This window comes from Bordetella sp. N (assembly GCF_001433395.1).
Taxonomy (GTDB): Bacteria; Pseudomonadota; Gammaproteobacteria; order Burkholderiales; family Burkholderiaceae_B; genus Bordetella_C.
The window spans coordinates 3,197,103-3,217,106 of record NZ_CP013111.1 but is presented as its reverse complement, the minus strand read 5'-3'; the positions used below and the strand labels follow the sequence as shown (position 1 = coordinate 3,217,106).

At 66.1% G+C, this 20,004-nt stretch carries 19 protein-coding genes; 5 read left to right on the top strand and 14 right to left on the bottom strand.

Translation table 11 applies throughout. The features are described 5' to 3' along the window. Positions 1–150 precede the first annotated feature (150 nt). Together pxpB and ASB57_RS13685 are read left to right on the top strand one after the other, a co-directional pair. Positions 151–900 (top strand): 5-oxoprolinase subunit PxpB, encoded by a 750-nt coding sequence (pxpB, locus tag ASB57_RS13690; RefSeq protein WP_057652727.1) that lies wholly within the window; start codon positions 151–153, stop codon positions 898–900. Then, positions 900–1,919 (top strand): biotin-dependent carboxyltransferase family protein, encoded by a 1,020-nt coding sequence (locus ASB57_RS13685; RefSeq protein WP_057652726.1) that lies wholly within the window; start codon positions 900–902, stop codon positions 1,917–1,919. Before pxpB ends, ASB57_RS13685 begins: the two co-directional genes overlap by 1 nt. A gap of 24 nt (positions 1,920–1,943) precedes the next feature. On the opposite strand, the gene ASB57_RS13680 is transcribed toward ASB57_RS13685, so the two are convergent. The 8 genes from ASB57_RS13680 to ASB57_RS13645 all read right to left on the bottom strand — a co-directional run bounded on the left by ASB57_RS13680 (position 1,944) and on the right by ASB57_RS13645 (position 11,983). Further along, entirely contained in the window at positions 1,944–3,638 is a 1,695-nt protein-coding gene (locus tag ASB57_RS13680) for a THUMP domain-containing protein (RefSeq protein WP_057652725.1), read from the bottom strand. 104 nt (positions 3,639–3,742) lie between these two features. Then, positions 3,743–4,165, bottom strand: coding sequence for a CopD family protein (locus tag ASB57_RS13675; protein ID WP_057656138.1), 423 nt, complete (start codon positions 4,163–4,165; stop codon positions 3,743–3,745). A 57-nt stretch (positions 4,166–4,222) separates the two neighbouring features. Next, positions 4,223–5,488: a glutamate-5-semialdehyde dehydrogenase gene (locus ASB57_RS13670; protein ID WP_057652724.1), complete on the bottom strand. Its 1,266-nt coding sequence runs from the start codon at positions 5,486–5,488 to the stop codon at positions 4,223–4,225. An 85-nt stretch (positions 5,489–5,573) separates the two neighbouring features. After that, entirely contained in the window at positions 5,574–6,632 is a 1,059-nt protein-coding gene (gene holA / locus ASB57_RS13665; protein ID WP_057652723.1) for a DNA polymerase III subunit delta, read from the bottom strand. An 11-nt stretch (positions 6,633–6,643) separates the two neighbouring features. After that, complete coding sequence (lptE, locus tag ASB57_RS13660) at positions 6,644–7,342, bottom strand: LPS assembly lipoprotein LptE (protein WP_057652722.1); 699 nt, start codon at positions 7,340–7,342, stop codon at positions 6,644–6,646. Between the two features lie 40 nt (positions 7,343–7,382). After that, complete coding sequence (gene leuS, locus ASB57_RS13655) at positions 7,383–10,040, bottom strand: leucine--tRNA ligase (protein WP_057656137.1); 2,658 nt, start codon at positions 10,038–10,040, stop codon at positions 7,383–7,385. A gap of 81 nt (positions 10,041–10,121) precedes the next feature. Then, complete coding sequence (locus tag ASB57_RS13650) at positions 10,122–11,363, bottom strand: MFS transporter (RefSeq protein ID WP_057652721.1); 1,242 nt, start codon at positions 11,361–11,363, stop codon at positions 10,122–10,124. Between the two features lie 86 nt (positions 11,364–11,449). Further along, on the bottom strand, positions 11,450–11,983 hold the full coding sequence (locus tag ASB57_RS13645; protein ID WP_057656136.1) for a MarR family winged helix-turn-helix transcriptional regulator: 534 nt from the start codon (positions 11,981–11,983) through the stop codon (positions 11,450–11,452). 239 nt (positions 11,984–12,222) lie between these two features. Here ASB57_RS13645 and ASB57_RS13640 point away from each other — a divergent pair, with 239 nt between their 5' ends. Then, a complete protein-coding gene (locus ASB57_RS13640) occupies positions 12,223–12,516 on the top strand; it encodes a KGG domain-containing protein (protein ID WP_057652720.1) in 294 nt (97 codons plus the stop codon). A 225-nt stretch (positions 12,517–12,741) separates the two neighbouring features. Next, positions 12,742–13,167, top strand: a complete 426-nt coding sequence (locus ASB57_RS13635; protein ID WP_057652719.1) for an organic hydroperoxide resistance protein — start codon at positions 12,742–12,744, stop codon at positions 13,165–13,167. A 112-nt stretch (positions 13,168–13,279) separates the two neighbouring features. Here the strand turns inward: ASB57_RS13635 and ASB57_RS13630 are convergent, their stop codons facing one another. Next, positions 13,280–13,678 carry a DUF4148 domain-containing protein gene (locus ASB57_RS13630; RefSeq protein WP_057652718.1) on the bottom strand — a complete coding sequence of 133 codons (399 nt, stop codon included), beginning with the start codon at positions 13,676–13,678 and terminating at the stop codon, positions 13,280–13,282. A 259-nt stretch (positions 13,679–13,937) separates the two neighbouring features. Between ASB57_RS13630 and ASB57_RS13625 the strand changes: the two genes are divergently transcribed. Next, a complete protein-coding gene (locus ASB57_RS13625; RefSeq protein ID WP_057652717.1) occupies positions 13,938–14,399 on the top strand; it encodes a MarR family winged helix-turn-helix transcriptional regulator in 462 nt (153 codons plus the stop codon). Positions 14,400–14,469: 70 nt separating this feature from the next. Here the strand turns inward: ASB57_RS13625 and ASB57_RS13620 are convergent, their stop codons facing one another. From ASB57_RS13620 to ASB57_RS13600, 5 genes are all read right to left on the bottom strand, one after another. Then, positions 14,470–16,179, bottom strand: a complete 1,710-nt coding sequence (locus ASB57_RS13620; RefSeq protein WP_082621594.1) for an ABC transporter substrate-binding protein — start codon at positions 16,177–16,179, stop codon at positions 14,470–14,472. Between the two features lie 83 nt (positions 16,180–16,262). Next, entirely contained in the window at positions 16,263–17,792 is a 1,530-nt protein-coding gene (locus ASB57_RS13615) for a glycosyltransferase family 39 protein (RefSeq protein WP_057652716.1), read from the bottom strand. A 219-nt stretch (positions 17,793–18,011) separates the two neighbouring features. Continuing rightward, positions 18,012–18,179: a 50S ribosomal protein L33 gene (gene rpmG, locus ASB57_RS13610; protein ID WP_003810296.1), complete on the bottom strand. Its 168-nt coding sequence runs from the start codon at positions 18,177–18,179 to the stop codon at positions 18,012–18,014. Positions 18,180–18,227: 48 nt separating this feature from the next. Further along, positions 18,228–18,464, bottom strand: coding sequence for a 50S ribosomal protein L28 (rpmB, locus tag ASB57_RS13605; protein ID WP_057652715.1), 237 nt, complete (start codon positions 18,462–18,464; stop codon positions 18,228–18,230). A gap of 345 nt (positions 18,465–18,809) precedes the next feature. Further along, a complete protein-coding gene (locus tag ASB57_RS13600; protein ID WP_057652714.1) occupies positions 18,810–19,952 on the bottom strand; it encodes a multidrug effflux MFS transporter in 1,143 nt (380 codons plus the stop codon). Positions 19,953–20,004 lie beyond the last annotated feature (52 nt).

Here is a 20,004-nt window from a genome sequence, read left to right as displayed (position 1 = left end):
CTGACTACGGGATAACCCGGATTATAGGGGTTAACCCTAGACGATGCAAGCGGCGCTTTTACAACAGTTTGCGCCGCAGCATGACCTTGACCGCGATTCGTGACGCCGCGACTGCGGTGCATAGCGGGGACGCATCGTAGAATCATCGGCATGAACTCAAGTCCAGACGCTTCCCCCAATTCGTCGTGGCGCATTGAGCCGGTCGGGGACCGGTGCCTGCTGGTTGCTTTCGGCGACCGCGTGGACGCGCAAGTCAACCGCACTGTGCTGTCGTTTACAGCCTGGCTGCTTGATCACCCGCTGCCGGGCGTGATCGATGTGGTTCCCGCTTTCACCACCGTGGCGGTGCACTACCGGCCGGAGGCCTACGCCGAGAAAGCGCTGGACGGCGCGCTGCACGTGCCGCCCTACGAACAGTTGGCCGAGCAGTTGCGGGGCATCCTGACGCGCGGTGTGCCCGACGTCGAACAGGGCGGCCGCACGGTGGAAATTCCGTGCTGCTACGGGGGCGAATACGGACCTGATCTGGACGAAGTGGCGCAACGCTGCAAGCTGACCACCGATGAAGTGATCCAGCTGCATGGGGCATCGCCTTTGGTGGTCTACACCTTCTATTTCGCGCCCGGCAACCCCTTCGCGGGCGGGCTGGATCAGCGCCTGGCGCTGCCCCGCCGGCAGACGCCGCGCACGCAGGTGCCGGCCGGCTCGGTGGCCATCGCCAATGGCCTGTCCACGATCTACCAACTGGCCATGCCGGGTGGCTGGAATCTGATCGGGCGCACGCCCTGGAATTTGTTCGATTTGAAGCAGGACCCGCCGGTGCGCCTGCAACTTGGTGATCGGCTGCGTTTCGTTCCTGTCACGCCCGCCGAGTTCGATCGCTTGTACGAGGCGCGCTGATGATACGAGTTCTGAAACCCGGGGCGCTGACCCAACTGCAGGATCTGGGCCGCTATGGCTTCCAGCGTTTTGGCGTGCCGGTCAATGGCGTCATGGACGAATGGTCGCACCGGGTGGCCAATATCCTGGTCGGCAACGACGAGTCCGTGGCGACCCTGGAATGCACCTTGACCGGGCCGGTGCTGCAGTTCACCGATGAACGGCTGATCGCCCTGAGCGGCGCGGACATGCGCGCGACCCTGGACGGGGCCACCGTCCCTTTGAATGAACCGGTACTCGTGCGCCGCGGCGCGACCTTGTCGTTCGGCGAATGCCGGCGCGGCGCGCGGCTGTACCTGGCGGTGCGGGGCGGTTTCGACGTCGAACCGGTCATGGGCAGCGTCAGCACGTTCCCGCGCGGCGGCTTCGGCGGATTCGCCGGCCGGGCCTTGCAGAAGGGTGACCGCTTGCCGCTGCGCGCCAGGGATGCCGGGTATCCGCGCGTCAGGCGCCTGCTGGTTCAATGCGGGACGCCTTTCGTGTCCGCGGCCATTTTCGACCTGCCTGCCCACGAGCAGCCGGAGGCGGTGCGCGCGGTGCGCGGGCCGCAATGGTCGGCGTTTATCGAGGAAGCGCAGACGGCTTTCGTGTCGACGCCGTTCACGGTCGATACCCAGTCCGATCGCATGGGCTACCGCTTGCGCGGCGAGGTGTTGAGGCTGACGCAGCCCCTGGAGATGATTTCCGAGGCCACGCCGTTCGGGACGGTCCAGGTGCCGCCGGACGGTAATCCCATCGTGTTGATGGCGGATCGGCAAAGCGCCGGCGGTTATCCCAAGATCGCCTACGTAGCCAGTGTCGATCTGCCTTGGCTGGCGCAGGCGCTGCCGGGGGCCGAGTTGCGCTTCGCCATCGTCGAACTGGAAGAAGCCCAGGCGCTGTATCTGGCGCGGGATGCCGCGCTGGCGGGCCTGCGGGAGCAGGTGCGCCTGGCCATGCAGCCGGTGGTGACCGCGGCCGCTGAGGGCGCGGAGGCCTGACCCGGGCCCCCGCCCCCGCGGGCGTCAGGTCGGCTGTTCCCGGTCGGCGTCGCGGTAGCCGGCTTCCACCAGTTCAAAGCTGAACAGGCGGCAGTCGAGCGCGCCGTTGTACAGCGGGGTGCGCCGCGCGGGCTTCAGGCGCAGTTGCTGTGGCAGGGTCATGTCGCTGGAAATCGCGTGCAACTGCCAGCCGCCGAACTGCTTTTTCAGGCAGCTGGCCCAGTCGCGCCACAGGTCGGTCTCGGCACCTGCCTCCAGTCGTTCGCCATACGGCGGATTGGTGACGATCCAGCCGGACTTGGCCGGCGCGGTCAGCGTGCGGGCGTCGGCCACTTCGAATTGAATGGTGTCTTCGGTCAACCAGGCCCGCTCGGCGTTGTTGCGCGCGTGCACGATGGCTTCCGGATTGAGATCGCAGCCGTACAGCGGCGTATCCAGCTTGGGCCGGATGTGGGCGCGGGCATCGTCCTTCAGGTCGTGCCAGCGGCGGCTGTCGAAATCCCGCATGCGCTCGAAGCCGAAGGGGCGCGCGATGCCGGGGGGCACACCCAGGGCAATCCAGGCCGCTTCGATGAGGATGGTGCCGCTGCCGCAGAAGGGATCGAGCAGGGGCTCGTTGGGGTCCCAGCCGGCGAGGGCCAGCATGCCCGCCGCCAGGTTCTCACGCAGGGGCGCTTCGCCCTTGTCCAGGCGCCAGCCGCGCTTGAACAGCGATTCGCCGGAGGTGTCCAGGTACAGCGTCGCGGTGTCTTGCGTGAGGAAAGAAAACACGCGGGCGTCCGGACGCACGGTATCGATGTCGGGCCGCGCGCCTTCACGGTCGGTCAGGCGGTCGCAGATGCCGTCTTTCACTCGCAGGTTGCAGTACTGCAGGCTGCGCATGGGGCTCTTGATCGCCGACGTGTCGACCCGCAGCGAGTGTTCCGCGCCGAACCAGCGTTCCCAAGGGGTGTTGTAAGCCAGTTCCAGCAGGTCGTCTTCCTGATACACCGGGCCGTGCGCGACCTGCACCAGCACGCGGGTCGCCAGGCGGGAGTACAGATTGGCGCGCTGTATGCCTTGCCAGTCCGTGCTGAAACGGGCGCCCGCGCGGCCGGCTTGGGCGTCTTCGAAGCCCAGTGCCTGCAGTTCCGCGGTCAATGCTTCCTCGATGCCTTGCGGGCAGGGAGTGAAGACCGTATAGGTTTCGTTGCGGTCGTAGCGTTCGTGGCGGCGCGGCTCATGTTTTTCGCGGACGCGGCGACCGTAGTCGGCGTCGGCGTAACGGCCATCGTCGTGGCGCCCGACCTTACCGGTATAAGCGCCTTCGTCGGCAGCCGCCCCTTGGCCGCGGTCAGCGCTGCGTGCGGGCTTGTCGCTGTAGCGGTCATCAGCGGCGCCACGGGCGCGCGGCGCGCGCTCACCGCCGCGGCGGTCACCGTAGCCCTGGCTGTCGCCACGTCCGCCGCGCTGGCCGGCGTCGTAACGGTCGTCACGGCGGTCAGCGCCGCGGTCGTCGCGGGCATAGCCGCCACGGTCGCTGGCTGGCGGGGCGTTCTCGCGTTCTTCCGCCGTGGCCAATCTTTCCTTCTGGTCGCGGGTCCGTTCGATCACGGCGGCCGCGCGGGCGCGGGCGCCGCTGCGCTTGCGCGGCGGGCCGTAAGCGTCGGCTTCCGCCGGGCGCGGCGATTTCTTCACAGAGAGGGTCTTACGGGGACGGTCCGGATCGTCGGCAGTCATGGTGTGCGCAGGGCAAAAACAGGTGAATCGCAGGAGCGGCGAAGGTGCCGCCACCTGGAAGGCAGGAAGGACGTCGTGCGCGGCTATCGCGGCGCGCAGGAACCTCAGAACGGTTTTACAACCACCAGGGCGACGACAATGAACAGGAACAAGACCGGGATTTCGTTAAACCAGCGGTAGAACTTGTGCGAGCGCGTGTTGCGGCCCTGTTCGAACTTGCGCAGCATGACGCCACAGGCATGATGGTAGCCGATGATCAGCAGCACGAAGAAAAGCTTGGCGTGCATCCAGCCATTGCCGGGGCCCATGCCGATACGGTAACCGACAAACAGCAGCAGGCCACAGACCAGGGCGATCACGGCCAGGATCGTCGTGAAACGGTAGAGGCGCCGCGCCATGCCCAGCAGCACGGTCTTGACGGCCGGCTCGCTTTGGCTGGCCAGGTTGACGTAGATGCGCGGCAGGTAGAACAGCCCCGCGAACCACGCCGCCACGAATACGATGTGCAGCGTTTTGATCCAGGGCATGGCGATCCAGGGCATGGCTTTCCTTCAGGGGTAACGGTGTAGGGGAAGGTGAAACGATCAGCCGCGCAACTGTCCGTCGCCGGTGAGCACCCACTTGTAGGTGGTCAGGCCTTCCAGCCCGACGGGGCCACGCGCGTGCAGCCGGTTGGTGGAAATGCCGATCTCCGACCCCAGGCCATATTCGTAGCCATCCGCGAAAACGGTGGGCAGGTTGACATACACCGAAGCGGAATCCACTTCGCGTTGGAAGCGCTGCGCCGCGCCCAGGCTTTCCGTGACGATGGCGTCGGTATGTCCCGAGCCCCAGCGCGCGATGTGCGCGATGGCGTCGTCCAGGGTGTCGACCACGCGCACGGCCAGGATGGGACCCAGGTATTCGGTGGCCCAGTCCGCGTCGCTGGCCGGCAAGGCCTGCGGCAGCAGCTCGCGGGTGCGCGTACAGCCCCGCAGTTCCACGCCGTGCGCCGACAAGGCCGCGCCCAGCTTGGGCAGGATGGCGCCGGCGACGGCCGCATTGACCAGCAGCGTTTCCATCGAGCCGCACACGCCGTAGCGATAGGTTTTGGCATTGAAGGCGATGGCGTGGGCTTTATCCGGATCCGCGGCGCTGTCGATATAGACGTGGCAATTGCCGTCCAGATGCTTGATCAGGGGCACGCGCGCTTCGGCCGCCATGCGGGCGATCAGGCCCTTGCCGCCGCGCGGGACGATGACGTCGATGTGCTCGGTCATGGTGATCAGCTTGCCCACCGCGGCGCGGTCGGTGGTTTCGACCACCTGGACCGCGTGCTCGGGCAGATCGGCGGCGCGCAGGCCGTCGCGCACCACCTCGGCCAACGCCAGGTTGGACCGCAGCGCTTCGCTGCCGCCGCGCAGGATGGCGGCGTTGCCGGATTTCAGGCACAGGGCCGCGGCGTCGATGGTGACGTTCGGGCGCGACTCGTAGATGATGCCGATGACGCCCAGCGGCACCCGCATCTGGGCCACGCGCATGCCATTCGGGCGCACGCTGGTGGGCCCCAGGCTGCCGACCGGGTCGGGCAGGGCGGCGACCTGGCGCAGGCCTTCGATCATGAGGTCCAGGCTGCGTTCCGACAGGGTCAGACGATCCAGCATGGCGGCATCCAGCGCATTCGCGCGAGCGGCTTCGACGTCCAGGCGATTGGCTTCCCGCAGCGCCGGGCGGCGTTCCGCGATGGCGTCGGCCATCGCCAGCAAGGCCCGGGTCTTGGCCGAACCCGGCGCGCGCATCAGTGCGCGTGAGGCCTGGCGGGCGTTTTCGCCCAGGGTGAGCATGGCTTGTTCTACGGTTTGCGTCGACATGGAAGGCAGGGGCGCAGGGCGCCTGTAATACTTGCGTAAAGCGTAAGTGTATCTGTATCCGCGCGGGCGGCTTGCCGCCGGCGGGTCAGGCGCCGCGCCGGCCCGCGGCGGCCACGCGCAGGGCCAGGCGGGTCATTTCTTCCCAGGGGTCGGCCAGGCGGCCGGGTACGGGCAGGCCCTTGATGATGCGGTCGACCTCATGGGCGTGCTGGACGGCCGCGGGCCAGGCGCGGGCGGGTACCCGTCCCAGCGCTTGCAGGGCCAGTTTTTCATGGGCGCCGAAGATCCGCAGCCTGCGCATCGCGCCGTTGGTGTCGCCACCGTTGGCGCGCGTTTCGGCAACCCGCGCCAGGATGCGGATTTCCTCGCCGACTGCCCACAGCACCAGCGGCAGCGCCTCGCCTTCCGCGCGCAGGCCATCCAGCATGCGGACGGTGCGGCCGACGTCTCCCGCCAGCATGGCGTCGCGCAGGCCGAATACGTCGTAGCGGGCGACGTTGAGCACCGCCTTTTCGACGTCTTCGGCGGCCAGCACGCCTTCGGGATGCAAGAGACCCAGTTTGAGGATTTCCTGATGCGCCGCCAGCAGATTGCCCTCGACCTTGTCGGCCATCCACTGCAGCGTGGCGTTGTCCGTCTGCTGTTTCTGGCGCGCCAGGCGGGCACCGATCCAGGCGGGCAGGCGATTGCGGTCCACGGCGCCGACGTCCACGGTGACGCCGGCGGACATCAGGGCCAGGGCCCAACGGCTTTCGCGGGTGGCCTTGTCCAGCCGCGGCAGGCCGACGACCAGCACGGTGTCCGGGTCGGCCTGGTCGCGCGCCTGCTCGGCCAGCTTGACCAGGGTGTCGGCCCCGGTCTTGCCGGGTTTGCCGGTGGGGATCTTCAGTTCCAGGATGCGGCGGTCGCCGAACAGCGAGACGCTCTGGGTGGCGGCCAGGACGGCGCTCCAGTCGCTGCGCGCGTCCATGACCATGGTGGTGCGGTCGGTATAGCCGGCCGCGCGCGCCGCGGCGCGCAGGGCGTCCATGGATTCCGTGACCAGCAGCGGCTCATCGCCGCTGATGGCGTACAGCGGCGCCAGCCGGCCGCCTGCCTTTTGCAGATAGTCCGGGAAGCGGTCGGCGTCCAGCGTTTGCGCCATGCGGTTAGCGCTCAATAGTCGCTGTCGTAGTCGTTGGGCGACGACGGACCGTTGATGATGCCCGGCGAGCGCGTCGGCTGGTTGGCCGGCGGCTTCGGCGGCGTCGTGTCGTAGATCGGCCCTTCTTCTTCGCCCGGCTTGGCCGTGGCCAGCCTGGCGGCGGTGTCGCGCACGTCATCCGAGGTCAGGCGGCGCAGCAGCCGGCTGACCAGGCTGGTCTGCATGCTGCGGTACAGCTGTTCGGACTGTCCTTCCTTGGCCTGGACCACCCTGTCGTCATAGGGCATTTCACGGAAGGCTTCCAAGGTGGTGTCGGGAATGATGGCCCGGCCCTTGGCATCGATGACCCGGAACGTGAAGCGCAGGCCCAGCTCGTATTCCTCGACCCGGCCCTGCGAGTTCAGCGACACCTCACGCATGCTGCGCGTGTTGGAGACCTGCTGCAGCTGGGCCTCGGCGTCCTTGGGCGAGTCGACCAGGCGGGTATTGGGCGACGCCGCCGCGATCGCGCGCTTGACCTCCGCGCCGAAGCGGGTGTTGTCACCCAGTCCGATGTAGAAGGTGTCGAAGGGCAGCGGCGTTTCCCCACGCATGTGGAAGCCGCATGCGGACAGCAGCAGCAGCATGCCCAGGCCGGCGATACCCGCCGGCCGGCGCCAGGACGCCACCTTCTGTAAACCGGCCTTGGCCGAGAACCCGCCCAAATTCATGCGTAACCCCAATTCATGCGTAATAAGACACCAGCCGCCATCAGCCGACGACGTTGACCAGCTTGCCGGGCACAACGATAACCCGTTTTGCCGGCCGGCCTTCCAGGAAACGGGCCACCGCTTCATGCGCGGTTGCCTGGGCTTCGATATCGGCCTTGGCTGCCGTCGCCGGCACGCGCAGGGAACCGCGCAGCTTGCCGTTGACCTGCAGCATCAGATCGATTTCGTCCGCCACCAGGGCGGCTTCGTCGACCTGGGGCCAGGGCGCGTCCAGCAAATCGCCAAAACGCTTGTCGTAACCCAGCTCGTTCCAGAGGTTCCAGGTGATGTGGGGCACTACCGGGTACAGCACGCGCAGCAATACGCCGATGGCCTCGGCCCGCGCGGCGTCCGCCGGCGCACCGGCCGGCAGGTCGGCGTTTTCGATGGCGTTGAGCAGCTTCATGCATGCCGACACCACGGTGTTGTACTGGATGCGCTGGTAGTCGTAGTCGGCCTGCTTGAGCAGGTTGTAGACCTCTCGGCGCAGATCCTTGACCGGCGCGGGCGCGTCCTGCCATTGCACCGTCGCGGCCAGGCCGCTGGCCACGGTGTCGCGTTGCGAATACGTGTAGGACCAGAGGCGGCGCAGGAAACGATTCGAACCTTCCACCCCCGAATCCGACCACTCCAGGGTCTGCTCGGGCGGGCTGGCGAACATGACGAACAGGCGCGCGGTGTCGGCGCCCAGCGTGTCGATCAGCGATTGCGGGTCGACGCCGTTGTTCTTCGACTTGGACATGGTGCCCACGCCGCCGTACGTGATCTCGCTGCCGTCCGATTTGCGGCGCGCGCCGGTGATGGCGCCCTTGGCGTCATAGACGTTCTCGACTTCCTCCGGCCAGAAATACTCGATGCCGCCCTGGGGCGTCTTGCGCGAGTAGATGTGGTTCAGCACCATGCCCTGGCACAGCAGCTTGGTAAAGGGTTCGTCGAACTTGAGCATGCCCAGGTCGCGCATGACCTTGGTCCAGAAGCGCGCGTACAGCAAGTGCAGCACGGCGTGCTCGATGCCGCCGATGTACTGGTCCATCGGCATCCAGTAATCGTTGCGGGCATCCACCATGGCCTGGTCGTTGCCGGGCGTGGTGTAGCGCATGAAATACCAGGACGAATCGACGAAGGTATCCATGGTGTCCGTTTCGCGCCGCGCGGGCTTGCCGCAGGTCGGGCAGGAGCAGGACAGGAAGGCTTCGTTCTTGGTCAGCGGATTGCCGCTGCCGTCCGGGATCAGGTCGTCCGGCAGCACCACCGGCAGATCTTTTTCCGGCACCGGTACGGGACCGCAGTCCGGGCAGTGGATGATCGGGATGGGGGTGCCCCAGTAGCGCTGGCGCGAGATGCCCCAGTCGCGCAGGCGCCAGGTGGTCTGCTTCTCGCCCAGGCCTTGCGGCGCCAGGTCGGCGGCGATGGCGTCGACGGCGGACTTGTAGTCCAGCCCGTCGTATTTGCCGGAATTGACGGTACGGCCAGTCTGCTTGTCGCCGTACCATTCCTGCCAGGCGTCGGTGGAGTAGGTCTTGCCTTCCACGGCGACGACCTGCTCGATGGGCAGGTTGTATTTCTTGGCGAAGGCGAAGTCGCGTTCGTCGTGGGCGGGCACGCCCATGACGGCGCCGTCGCCGTAGCTCATGAGCACGTAGTTGCCGACCCAGACGTCGACCTGCGCGCCGGTGATGGGGTGGGTGACCTTCAGGTCGGTCTTCATGCCTTCTTTTTCACGCGTGGCCAGTTCGGCCTCGGTGGTGCCGCCCAGCTTGCACTGTTCGATGAAGGCGGCCAGCGCGGGATTGCCGGCGGCGGCATGCGTGGCCAGGGGGTGTTCCGGCGCCACGGCGCAGAAGGTGACGCCCATGATGGTGTCGGCGCGCGTGGTGAAGACGTACAGGCGGCCGTCCTGGATCAGCGCGCCGTCCGCGTCGCGGATGTCGTGCTTGAAGGCGAAGCGCAGGCCTTCGCTCTTGCCGATCCAGTTTTCCTGCATGACGCGCACGCGTTCGGGCCAGCCGGGCAGGCCGGTCTTGACCTGATCCAGCAGTTCTTCGGCGTAGTCGGTGATGCGCAGGTAGTAGCCGGGGATTTCACGCTTCTCGACCAGCGCACCCGAGCGCCAGCCGCGGCCGTCGATGACCTGTTCATTGGCCAGCACGGTGTTGTCGACCGGATCCCAGTTGACGGTCTGGGTCTTGCGGTAGGCGATGCCCTTGTCCAGCATCTTCAGGAACAGCCACTGGTTCCACTTGTAGTAAGCGGGGTCGCAGGCGCACATTTCGCGCGACCAGTCGATGGCCAGCCCCATCGCCTGCATCTGCTTCTTCATGTAGGCGATGTTGTCGTACGTCCACTTGGCCGGCGGCACCTTGGACTTGATGGCGGCGTTTTCCGCCGGCATGCCGAAAGCGTCCCAGCCCATGGGCATCAGCACGTTGTAGCCGCGCATGCGCAGCTGGCGCGCCATCATGTCGTTGATGGTGTAGTTGCGCACGTGCCCCATGTGCAGCTTGCCGCTTGGGTAAGGCAGCATCGAGCAAGCATAGAACTTGGGCTTTTCGACGCCGTCGGCGTCGGTCGCGTGTTCGACGACGCGGTAGGCGTCACTCGCCTGCCAGGCTTGGTGGGCGGTGGCTTCAACGGCGTTGGGGAGGTAGCGTTCCTGCATGAGTTCCATGGACCGGAAAAAGGGGCCGCCCGGGACTTGATCCTGGCGGCAGACGATCAAAACCCTCGATTATAGGTTCTGCTAGGCAGCCTTAGGGGGAGAGGCCGTTTCGACGGTAATTTCTTCGGCCCGGGCGTTCGGCGCCAGGCTGCCATACAGCAGCGCCACCACGCTCAATCCCAGTCCCAGGGCGCAGACGCCCGCCCAGCCGGCGTGGGTGTAAGCCGCCGCCGAAGCCAGCGAGCCGGCCGCGCCGCCGATGAAGTAGGAGGTCATATAGCCGGCCGCCAGACGGCTGCGCGCTTCCGGCTGTAAGCGATAAATGCAGGTCTGGTTGGTGATGTGGACGGCCTGGATGGCGAGATCCAGCACCAGGATGCCCAGCAGCAGGCCCAGGACCGAGGCGCCGCCCCACCACAACAAGGGCCAGGACAGCAGCAGCAGCCACAGGCCGAAGCGGGTGCTGCGGTTGGCGTGGCCGCGGTCGGCCATGCGGCCGAAAATGCGTGCCGCCGCGGCGCCGATCGCGCCGGCCAGCCCGAACAGGCCGATGGTGCTGTTGGAGTAGCCGTAGGGGGGATTCACCAGCAGGAAGGTCAGCGAGGTCCACAGCACGCTGAACTGGGCGAAGGTCAGCCCGCCGAGCAGGCTGCGCGCCCGGAACAGCGGTTCCTGCGCGAATAGGGTGCCGACCGAGCGCAACAGGGCGAAATAGCCCATGGTCGACGTTCCGGCGTGGCGCGGCAGCACCCACCGCAGGCTCGCCGCCACGAAGACCAGCAGGACGGCGGCTACCTGGTAGACGGTGCGCCAGCTGCCCAGGTCGGACAGCAGGCCCGACACGGTGCGGCCCAGCAGTATGCCGAGCAGCAGGCCGCTCATGATGGTGCCGACCACGCGGCCCCGTTCCTGCGGCGCCGCCAAGGTGGCGGCGAAGGGCACCATGACCTGGGCCACCACCGACGTGGCGCCGGTGACGGCCGTGCCGACCAGCACGCTGCCCATGCCGGGGCCGTACGCGACGAGCGCCTGGCCGGCGGCGGCGATCAGCGTCAGGCAAGTGATCAGGCCGCGCCGCTCCAGGCGATCGCCCAGCGGCACCAGCAGCAGCAAGCCGACGGCGTAGCTGCTTTGCGCCACGGTCACGATCAGGGCGGTGCCCGCCTCGCCGACGCCAAATTCCTTGCCGATGGCGTGGAGCAGGGGTTGTGCGTAGTAATTACTGGCAACGATCACGCCGGTGGCGACGGCCATCAGCAGCACCATGGCGTGCGTCAAAAGGGGTAGGGCCGAAGTTGGGTTGGAAGTCTGATTTTTTGGCATGGGGATGATAGAAAACTCAGTCGCCGCGGGGCGAGATCAACAATGGGCAAGCCAGGGCCGTCGGGGGCGGGGTTCCGGGCAGGCGTTCAGGCTTTGATGCTGCCGGGGGCCTGGTGGTCATGCACCAGCAGCAACTCGCGTAATAGTTCGGCCAGCAGCGCGCGCCGTTCGGGCTCCAGCGGGGCCAGCATCTGGTCAAGGATGTCCAGATAGGCGCACAACACCGCGTCGGCGGCCTCCCTGCCGCGGTCCGTCAAGGTCACGATCACGCCCCGGCGGTCATCGGGGTTGGGTTGGCGCGCCACCAGGCCGGCCTGCTCCAGGCGGTCGAGGCGATTGGTCATCGCGCCGGAGGACAGGAGCATGGATTCCGCCAGCTGCTGTGGGCTCAGCGCATGCGGCGGTCCGTGCCGAGTCAAGGTGGCGATGACGTCGAATTCGCCCGGATTGACACCCAAGGGACGAAAGCTGCGGTCGATATCGCGTGACGCGATGGCTTGCAGCCGGAACAGGCGGCTGAACACGGCCATCGGAGCAATCGGCAGATCCGGGCAAGCGGCGGTCCATTGCGACAGGATGTGGTCGACGAAATCGTGGTCGGGTGGAGTCGATGAGGGCATGGAATCGGGAAAAATGGCAGCCGCCAAATTATTTTGACGTCAAGTAATTTGACGTGAAGATAAATCTTTAGCAGGTGGGCTGTCAAATCCGCTCGTTTCGCAGCGTTTTGTTGCCTCGGGCAAGCCGCTTGCTTAGAGGCGGTCGAGGCGGACAAGTCGCGGCTTTTGAGCAGGCCGATGAAAGTGCCGTCAGGAGCAGTCAATGCAACTCGGCGAGACACACCTATAGGGGCATAGTTATGACCGACAACACCGACCAAAAAGCGCCGCGTAAGCCACGCGGTTTTGCTGCCATGGGACCGGAATTCCAGCGTGAAATTGCCGCCCAGGGGGGCCGCGCGGCCCATCGCCTGGGCAAGGCCCACCGTTTCAGTTCGGCCGAGGCCCGTGCGGCGGCGGCCAAGAGGCATGCCGCTCGCAACGAGCAACGCGCGGCGGAGGACGCCCAGACAGCCGCCAATGACACCAAGGCGAATGCGGATGCTCCTCAAACCACCGCGCCGGAGGAGGCGGATGAGCACGAGGGGCGCTGACCTGGATCAAGCAAGGCTGCCGCGCATGTAAATGCGCGCCGCCTTGTCGATGTGGAAGAAACCGCGGCTGTCCGGCCCGTCCGGCGTCGCTTTTTCTTTACGCTAAAAAATCGCTTGCAAAATAATCGTGCGCTATTTAATATTCACTCATGGACGCACGAATCGCAGCAGGCCCTGAGCCAAGCGCCCCGTGCGACCTTCAACCAACACACAACGGAGTTTTCCATGTCGATCGAAAAAGTTCTGTACCGCGCTGAAGCCACTGCAACCGGCGGCCGTGATGGCCGTGCCGTTTCGTCGGACAACGTCTTGGATGTGACGCTGACCACGCCGCGTGAATTGGGCGGCGCCGGCGGCAACGGCACCAATCCCGAGCAGCTGTTCGCGGCGGGTTACTCGGCTTGCTTCATCGGCGCGCTGAAGTTCGTCGCCAGCCAGGAAAAATTTCCCTTGCCGGCCGATACCAGCATCACCGGCAACGTGGGCATCGGCCAGATCCCCGGCGGCTTCGGCATCGAAGTGGAACTGAAGATTTCCTTGCCTGGTGTCGACGCCGGCAAGGCGCGTGAGCTGGTCGAGAAGGCCCACGGCGTGTGCCCCTACTCGAACGCCACCCGCGGCAACATCGACGTTACGCTGACCCTGGTCTGAGCGCTATCGTTCGACCCTGACAAAGGCCGCCCGCGACGATGCGCGGGCGGCCTTTGTTTTGTGCGGAATGCCAGCGTTCGGCCTCCTTGTGGGAGGCTGCCGTGGCTTACGCTCAACGCACGTAGGTGCCGTCGTTGGCTTGCGCCGACTGCGTGTTCGACGGGGTGCTGGCGTACACGCCCTGGAAAGGCTGGTTGTCGTAATCGCCGAAAGCCGTCGCGCCGGGGGCCGAGTTGTCTTGGGCGACCTGGGCACGCGACACATTGCTTTCGGAGGCGGCCTGGAAGGGCGCGGCGTCCAGTTCGGCAACGGTCTGGTAGCCGGCGGCCTTGGCCTGTTGCAGCTGTTGAACCACTTCGGCGCGGGTCAGCGAGTGGCCTTCGGCAGCGCCGTAGACGCCTTGGAAGGGCTGGTTGTTCAGGTCGCCGAAGCCGGCGGGACCAGCGTGGGCGGCGCCCATCAGGGCGAACGATAGGGCGGCAACGCCGAGGCTCAGGGTGCGGGTTTTCATGATTGGCTCTCCGTGATTTGTTTGCTTGCTATGGGATCGCGCTTGTTAGCGTGGGCGCTGTGCGCCTCATCCATGGCCTGCATTCTGAGCCGAAGTGCTCCTAGGATAAACCCGTAGGAATAGAAAGCATCTTTCCAAAAACGGCAGAATTGATATGAATTTCACGCCGACTGTGCTTTTGCGTTGGACGAACGGGGTGACGTCGGAAATGCCATGACTGCCACTGGCCTATATATCGCGTGCGATTTACTATCGACGAATGGCAAATTCTTCTTCAACCAAGTTTGACGGCGCGGCAGCCTTGCTGCTGGATAACCAGCTGTGCTTTTCCCTGTACTCGACGCAGTTGGCGATGAGTAAGGTCTATCGTCGCCTGCTGGCGGACATGGGCCTGACGTATCCGCAATACCTGGTGATGCTGGTGTTGTGGGAGCGCGACGGCGTTACCGTGTCGGCCATCGGCGAGCGCCTGTTCCTGGATTCCGCCACCCTGACGCCGCTGTTGAAGCGCCTGGAAGCGGCGGGTTTGATCGCGCGAGTGCGCGCGGCGTCGGATGAAAGGCAGGTCATCGTGTCGCTGACCGACGCGGGGCGTGCCTTGAAACAGAAGGCGGGCGATATTCCCGTCGGGGTTGGCAAGGCGGCCCAATGCAGCCTGGAAGAGGCCGGCGAAATGATCAAGACGCTGAACCAGTTGCGCAGGAAGCTGCTGGAGTCTTGAGGCGCGCTGGCGCTGGCGCTCGCGCCCCGGCGTTATTCGCTGCCGCGGCGCCCGAGGCAGCGAAGCGTTCTTAGCGCAAGGGCGCCAGCAGCGGCGAGCGTTTGTCGGCCAAGGTGCCGGGCCAGGTGGGCAGGGCGGCCGGCGCATGAGTGCGATCCATGCCGGGCGGGGGTGTCAGCGTCGCGGGCGCTACCTTCATGACGGCGCCGCCGCCGGCTGCGGGTGCTTCGCCTGCGTCATCTTCGTCCGCATCGGTGCCATTGTTGGTATTCAACCGCCGTCGCGGCGCAAGGTGATTGCCCGGCGCGGGAAGGCTGGCGGCACCTGCGGCCGCCGGCGGCGCGCTGCTCTCGGCGCCGGCCGGGGGCGCATAGACGGTGGCGCCAGCCGTCGTCGGCGAACCGTTCGCCGGCGCTGGCGGTGCCGTTGCGGCGGGCGCGGCAGCGGTGGCGGCGGTCGTAGCCGCGCCATCCTGCTCCCGTGCCACCCGTCCATCCGCGCTGCCTGGCCGCAGGCGGCGGATGTTTTCGTCCAGGGGCTGCAGGCGGGCGCCGCCCAGGTAGACATAACGGTCCATCCCGTCGACACCATCGACGCGGCTGGTGTATCCCAGCCACATTCCCAACGTCGACTGATGATCGATGGCGCGGTATTCGATGTCGCCAAAGGGCGTGGCCACCTGCAGTTTGGCAAAGGCCGTGGTCAGTGCTTCGGTGTCCGCCGAGCCGGCGCGCTTGATGCCGGCCGCCAGTGACATCAATGCCGAATAGCCAAGCACCGACGCCGTCTGCGGCGGACTGCCGTACTTGTCGGTGTAGGACTGGACGAAATCCCGATTTGCGGGCGTGTCGACGGCATCGCGCGGATAGCCGGTGATGATCCAGTCGGCTGGCGCCAGGCCGCCGAGCACCTGCAGATTCTCCGGATCCCCCGTGAACAGCGACACCACGGTCCTTTCCTCGAACAATTGGCGCGCGTTGCCGGCGCCCACGAACAGCCGCAACGCGTCCCCCGTGAGCATATTGAAGATGGCATCGGGCTTGGCCTGCGCGACCGCGTCGGCGATGGCTTCCGCGTTGAACTTGTCCGCGGGTTGGGGCGTGTCGTAAACGAACTCGACCTTGGACTGGAAGGTCTTCATCAAGGACTTGAAGGCATCCGCCGTGGCGCGGTCCGATTCGTCGTCGCGGAACACCAGCGCCCAGCGCGCCTTGCGCTGGCCCAAGGCCTTGGGCGCGACAGCCGCGGCCTGCATCCAGGCGGCGGGGCGCAAACGCCACGTGTAGCGATTGCCTTCTTGCCAGGTCAACCGTTGGGTCAGCGGCGCCACCGCCAGGAAAAAGACTTTGTTTTCTGCGGCGTAATGGGCCAGGCCCAGGCCCACTTCGGAAGAATAGGCGCCGAACAGCGCGCTGACCTTGTCCTGGCTCACCAGCGCCTGCGCCGCTTTCACCGCGTCGTCGACCACGCCATGATCGTCGCGCGACAGCACCTCGACCTTCTGGCCCAACAGGCCGCCGCCCGCATTGATCTGTGCCAGCGCCAATTCCCAGCCGCGGCGGTAGGGCACGGCGAAATCGGGCTGCTTCTTGTAGCTGTTGATTTCCCCGATACGCAGAACGGGAACGGGGGCGGGCGCGCCCTTGCCGGGCTTGCCGCGGGCCGGCGCCGCTTGCGTACCGGCGCCAGGCGCGGCCAGCGCATTGAACGCGCCGAGCGCGAAACAGAACAGGCAGAGCGCGGCGAGCCAGCGCGGCCGCGGCAGGGAAATGAACGTCATGGACAGAACCGGCGGGAGTGGGGCATGGCGCCCGCGGCCTGCGGGGCCGCGCGATCGCGGCCTACTATAACCGCAGTCCTGTCTCAGCCCGCCGGCGGCAGCAGGTAAACGGTATAGCTGCGATTCGGCAGAATCAGTCCCCACGCGTCCTTGTGTATGGACAAGGGCAGGGGCCGCGCGCCGGTGAAGACGCTGGCGATGTGGTTGCAGCCGATGTCGTCGCCACGGCAGACGAACAGCGCGCCTTCGCGCATTACGTCGGCGCGGATCAGCCATGGCGTATTGGCGGGGGTGTACATGTCCCAGTAGTGCGTGAGATTGCTGCCATAGAAGGCAATCGCCTTGGCTTCCTTGTCGTTGCCCGTGACGATGGCCAGCGGCACGCCGACGCGTTCCTGCCAAAGCTGGCGCGCGGCCTGCGCCAGCTCCGCGCGCGGCTCGACCGCGCCGCGCTGATGGCGCGCCGCTTCCGCATAGCCGAACACCACCGACAGGACCAGCACAAGCGCCCAGTACAGGGCCATGCCGCGGGCCACACGCGCCGTCGACAAGGCGTAGCCGTGCTGCTTGAGAACCGCCACCCACAGGACCGCGACCGCGAACCATTGGGTAACGCCCCACAAGGACGACAGATGGGTGCGCGTGACGATGGAGATGGCGCAGACGATGAAGAAAGTCCCCATGGACAGCCACCACAAATCCCGGTCCAGGCCTGGCCGCAACAGGGACCGCAGCATCAGTCCGATCGCCGCGCCACGGCGGCGTGGCGCCAGCAATGCCAGGAACGCCGCGGCGGGCGCCAGATAGGCGAGCTGGGCCAGGGCGTAGGGGACTTTCTCCAGCACCAACAGGTAGAGCGGGTCGCGGATCTCGTGGATGCGCTCTTCCGCATAGGCAAAGCTGGGGAAATGGTTTTGCACCAGCCACACCAGATGCGGCGCCAGGACAAGGGCGCCCGCCAGCACGGCCCACAGCGTGCGGGGATGCAGCAGGCGCGTGCGCCAGGCCGGCCGCGCCAATGCCGCCAGGCCCAGGCCCGCCAGCAGCGTGATGGAGAAGTACTTGCCCAGCATCGTCAACGCCGCGGCCGCGCCCAGGGCGAGTGCCGCCTGCCAGGTGCCGGTCTGCATATACCGCACGAAGAAGCAGGCAGCCCACGGCCACAAGGACAGCAAGACCGTATTGGCGTTGAACTTGATGGCCAGCGTCGAGTAGATGGGGGTGACCGCCATCGCCAGGCCCACCAGCAAGGCATCGCGCAAGGGCAGGAAGCGGCGTGCCAGCGCCACGATGCCGCAGATGCCGGCCATGGCGTTGACACTGGACAAGGCGAAATAGGCCAGGTCGCTGCGGGGAAATACCTGGAACCAGGCGGCGGCCATCCATGCGAACGCGGGCGGATGCTTGTAATAGCCGGCCTGCCACTCGATGCCCCAGACGTAGTTTTCCAACATGTCGGCGGCGATATCGAGATTGGTGCGATAAAGCCACGAGCCGGCGATCCAGATCACGGTGTGGATGGCCAGCAGCAGGGACAGCCGGGAAGTTTCCGTCGCCAGCAGTGCTTTGGCGCGGCCGCGCAGCGCGCGTGCGGGAAGGGACAGTTGGTTCATGAAGTAGGTCGACGAGCCCGTCCGTATCCACGATGCGGTATGCGCGGGCTGGCGGTATGGTGTCTTTCGATGCCCCCTTTGTCTTTGGGAAAAACCTCACAGTTCGCGCATTGCAACGGCTTTGCCGCAACGAGAACGCACTATCAAAAAAATCGCGCCCAAAACAAAACGGGCCGACGCATTTCTGCGTCGGCCCGTTTCGGGCGAAGCCAGGCTCGATTACTTGAGCTTGGTTTCCTTGTAGTCCACGTGCTTGCGGGCAACCGGATCAAATTTCTTGATCAGCATTTTTTCCGGCATGTTGCGCTTGTTTTTCGTGGTGGTGTAGAAGTGGCCCGTGCCGGCGGTCGACTCGAGCTTGATTTTTTCGCGGATGCCTTTGGCCATGTCGCGCTCCTGGAATATGTAGTGGGATCAGACGCGGAAAGCGGTCGCTTAGACGCGTTCGCCGCGGGCGCGCATGTCGGCCAGGACGGCGTCGATGCCGTTCTTGTCGATGGTACGCAGAGCCTTGGTCGTCACGCGCAGACGGATCCAACGGTTTTCGCTTTCAACCCAGAACCGGCGCGATTGCAGGTTGGGCAGGAAACGGCGCTTGGTCTTGTTGTTGGCGTGGGAAACGTTGTTGCCCACCATCGGGCCCTTGCCCGTTACTTGGCATTTACGTGCCATGATCGTACCTTTTGGTTCTATGCATGCCGCAGGAACACGAGGAAACGAAGGGGGAGGGACGGGAATCAAGCCGCCAGCGTTGCGCTGACCATCCCGTCGGGATGTTGGGACGTTTCCAGGTCGGCCGGCATCGCCGCCAGGCCAGTGAGGATTCGATCGCCAAGTGCTTGTGCCCGCCAATCCCTTGCTCGTCGAACAACGATTCGTTGTTCCTAGCCGTGTTCAAGCAGCTAGCGGAGGGTCGGAGTGCCCGTCTACAAAGCATAGTAGAAGGCACGGGTAAAACTGCGATAAGACCACGATTCTAGTACGGATCAAATCCGCAAGTCAAGCCCTTCCATCCCGTCAAGCCCTGCGGGCGATCTGGCCGGACAGCCAGGACAGGGACGCGCAGACGGCCAGCGCGGCGGTCAGCGGCAGCGGTGTGTCGCTTTGCCACAGGCTGACGCACAGGCCGGCCACGGCGCCACAGGATAACTGCAAGGTGCCCATCAGCGCCGACGCCGCGCCCAGGCGCTTGCGCTGGTCGGCCAGGGCCAGCGCCGCCGAGTTCGGGTTGACGAAGCCCTGGCTGCTCAAATAGCCGATCAGGCAGGCCATGAGCAGCGGCAGCGTCATCCAGCCCGCCAGCGTGATCAGCAACGCGGCCAGGCTGGCCACGGCCAGGGTGCGCAAGGCGCGCTGTTGCAGGACCTGGGGCGGCAGCCGGCGCAGCAGCCGGGCGCTGACTTGGGAGCCGATGATCAGGCCCGCGGCGTTCAAGGCGAACAGGAAGCCATAGTGTTGCGGGTCGACACCGTAGATATCGATGAAGACGCGCGGCGACCCGACGATGTACGCGAACAGGCCGGCCTGGCCGAAACCGCCGGCCAGGCTGTGGGCCATGAAGCCGCGGTGGCGCAACAGCGCGCGATAGTTGCCGGCAATGGTCTGCCAGTTCAGCGGCACCACCCGTTCGGGCGGCAGCGACTCCTGCATGACCAGCAGAATCGCCGTCATCAGAATGACGCCCGTTGCCAGCATCAGGCCGAAGACGCCGCGCCAGCCCGTGATCAACAGCAGCTGGCCGCCGATCAACGGCGCCAGGATGGGGGCCAGGCCCATGATCAGCAACAGCAGGGACATGGCGCGCGCCGCCTCCTGCGTGTCGTAGTGATCGCGAATCACCGCGCGGGGAATGACGATGCCGGCGGCGCTGCCCAGGGCTTGCGCGGCGCGCCATAGGGTCAGGCTGGCGATGTTGGTCGACAGCGCACAGCCCAGCGAGGCCACGACGTAGATCGCCAGGCCGACCAGCAGTGGCGGCTTGCGGCCGTAGCGGTCGGCCAATGGACCGTAGAAAATCTGCGCGCCCGCCAGGCCGACCAGATACGACGCCATGGTGCGTTCGACGTCGCCTTGCGAGACGCCAAGGCCGGCCGCGATGGCGGGGAAGGCCGGCAGGTAAAGGTCGATGGAGAACGGACCGATCGCCGTCAGCGCCCCCATCAGGATCAACCATCCGGGAAAGCTGCGTGTCGGTAGTGAGGCAGGCATGGGA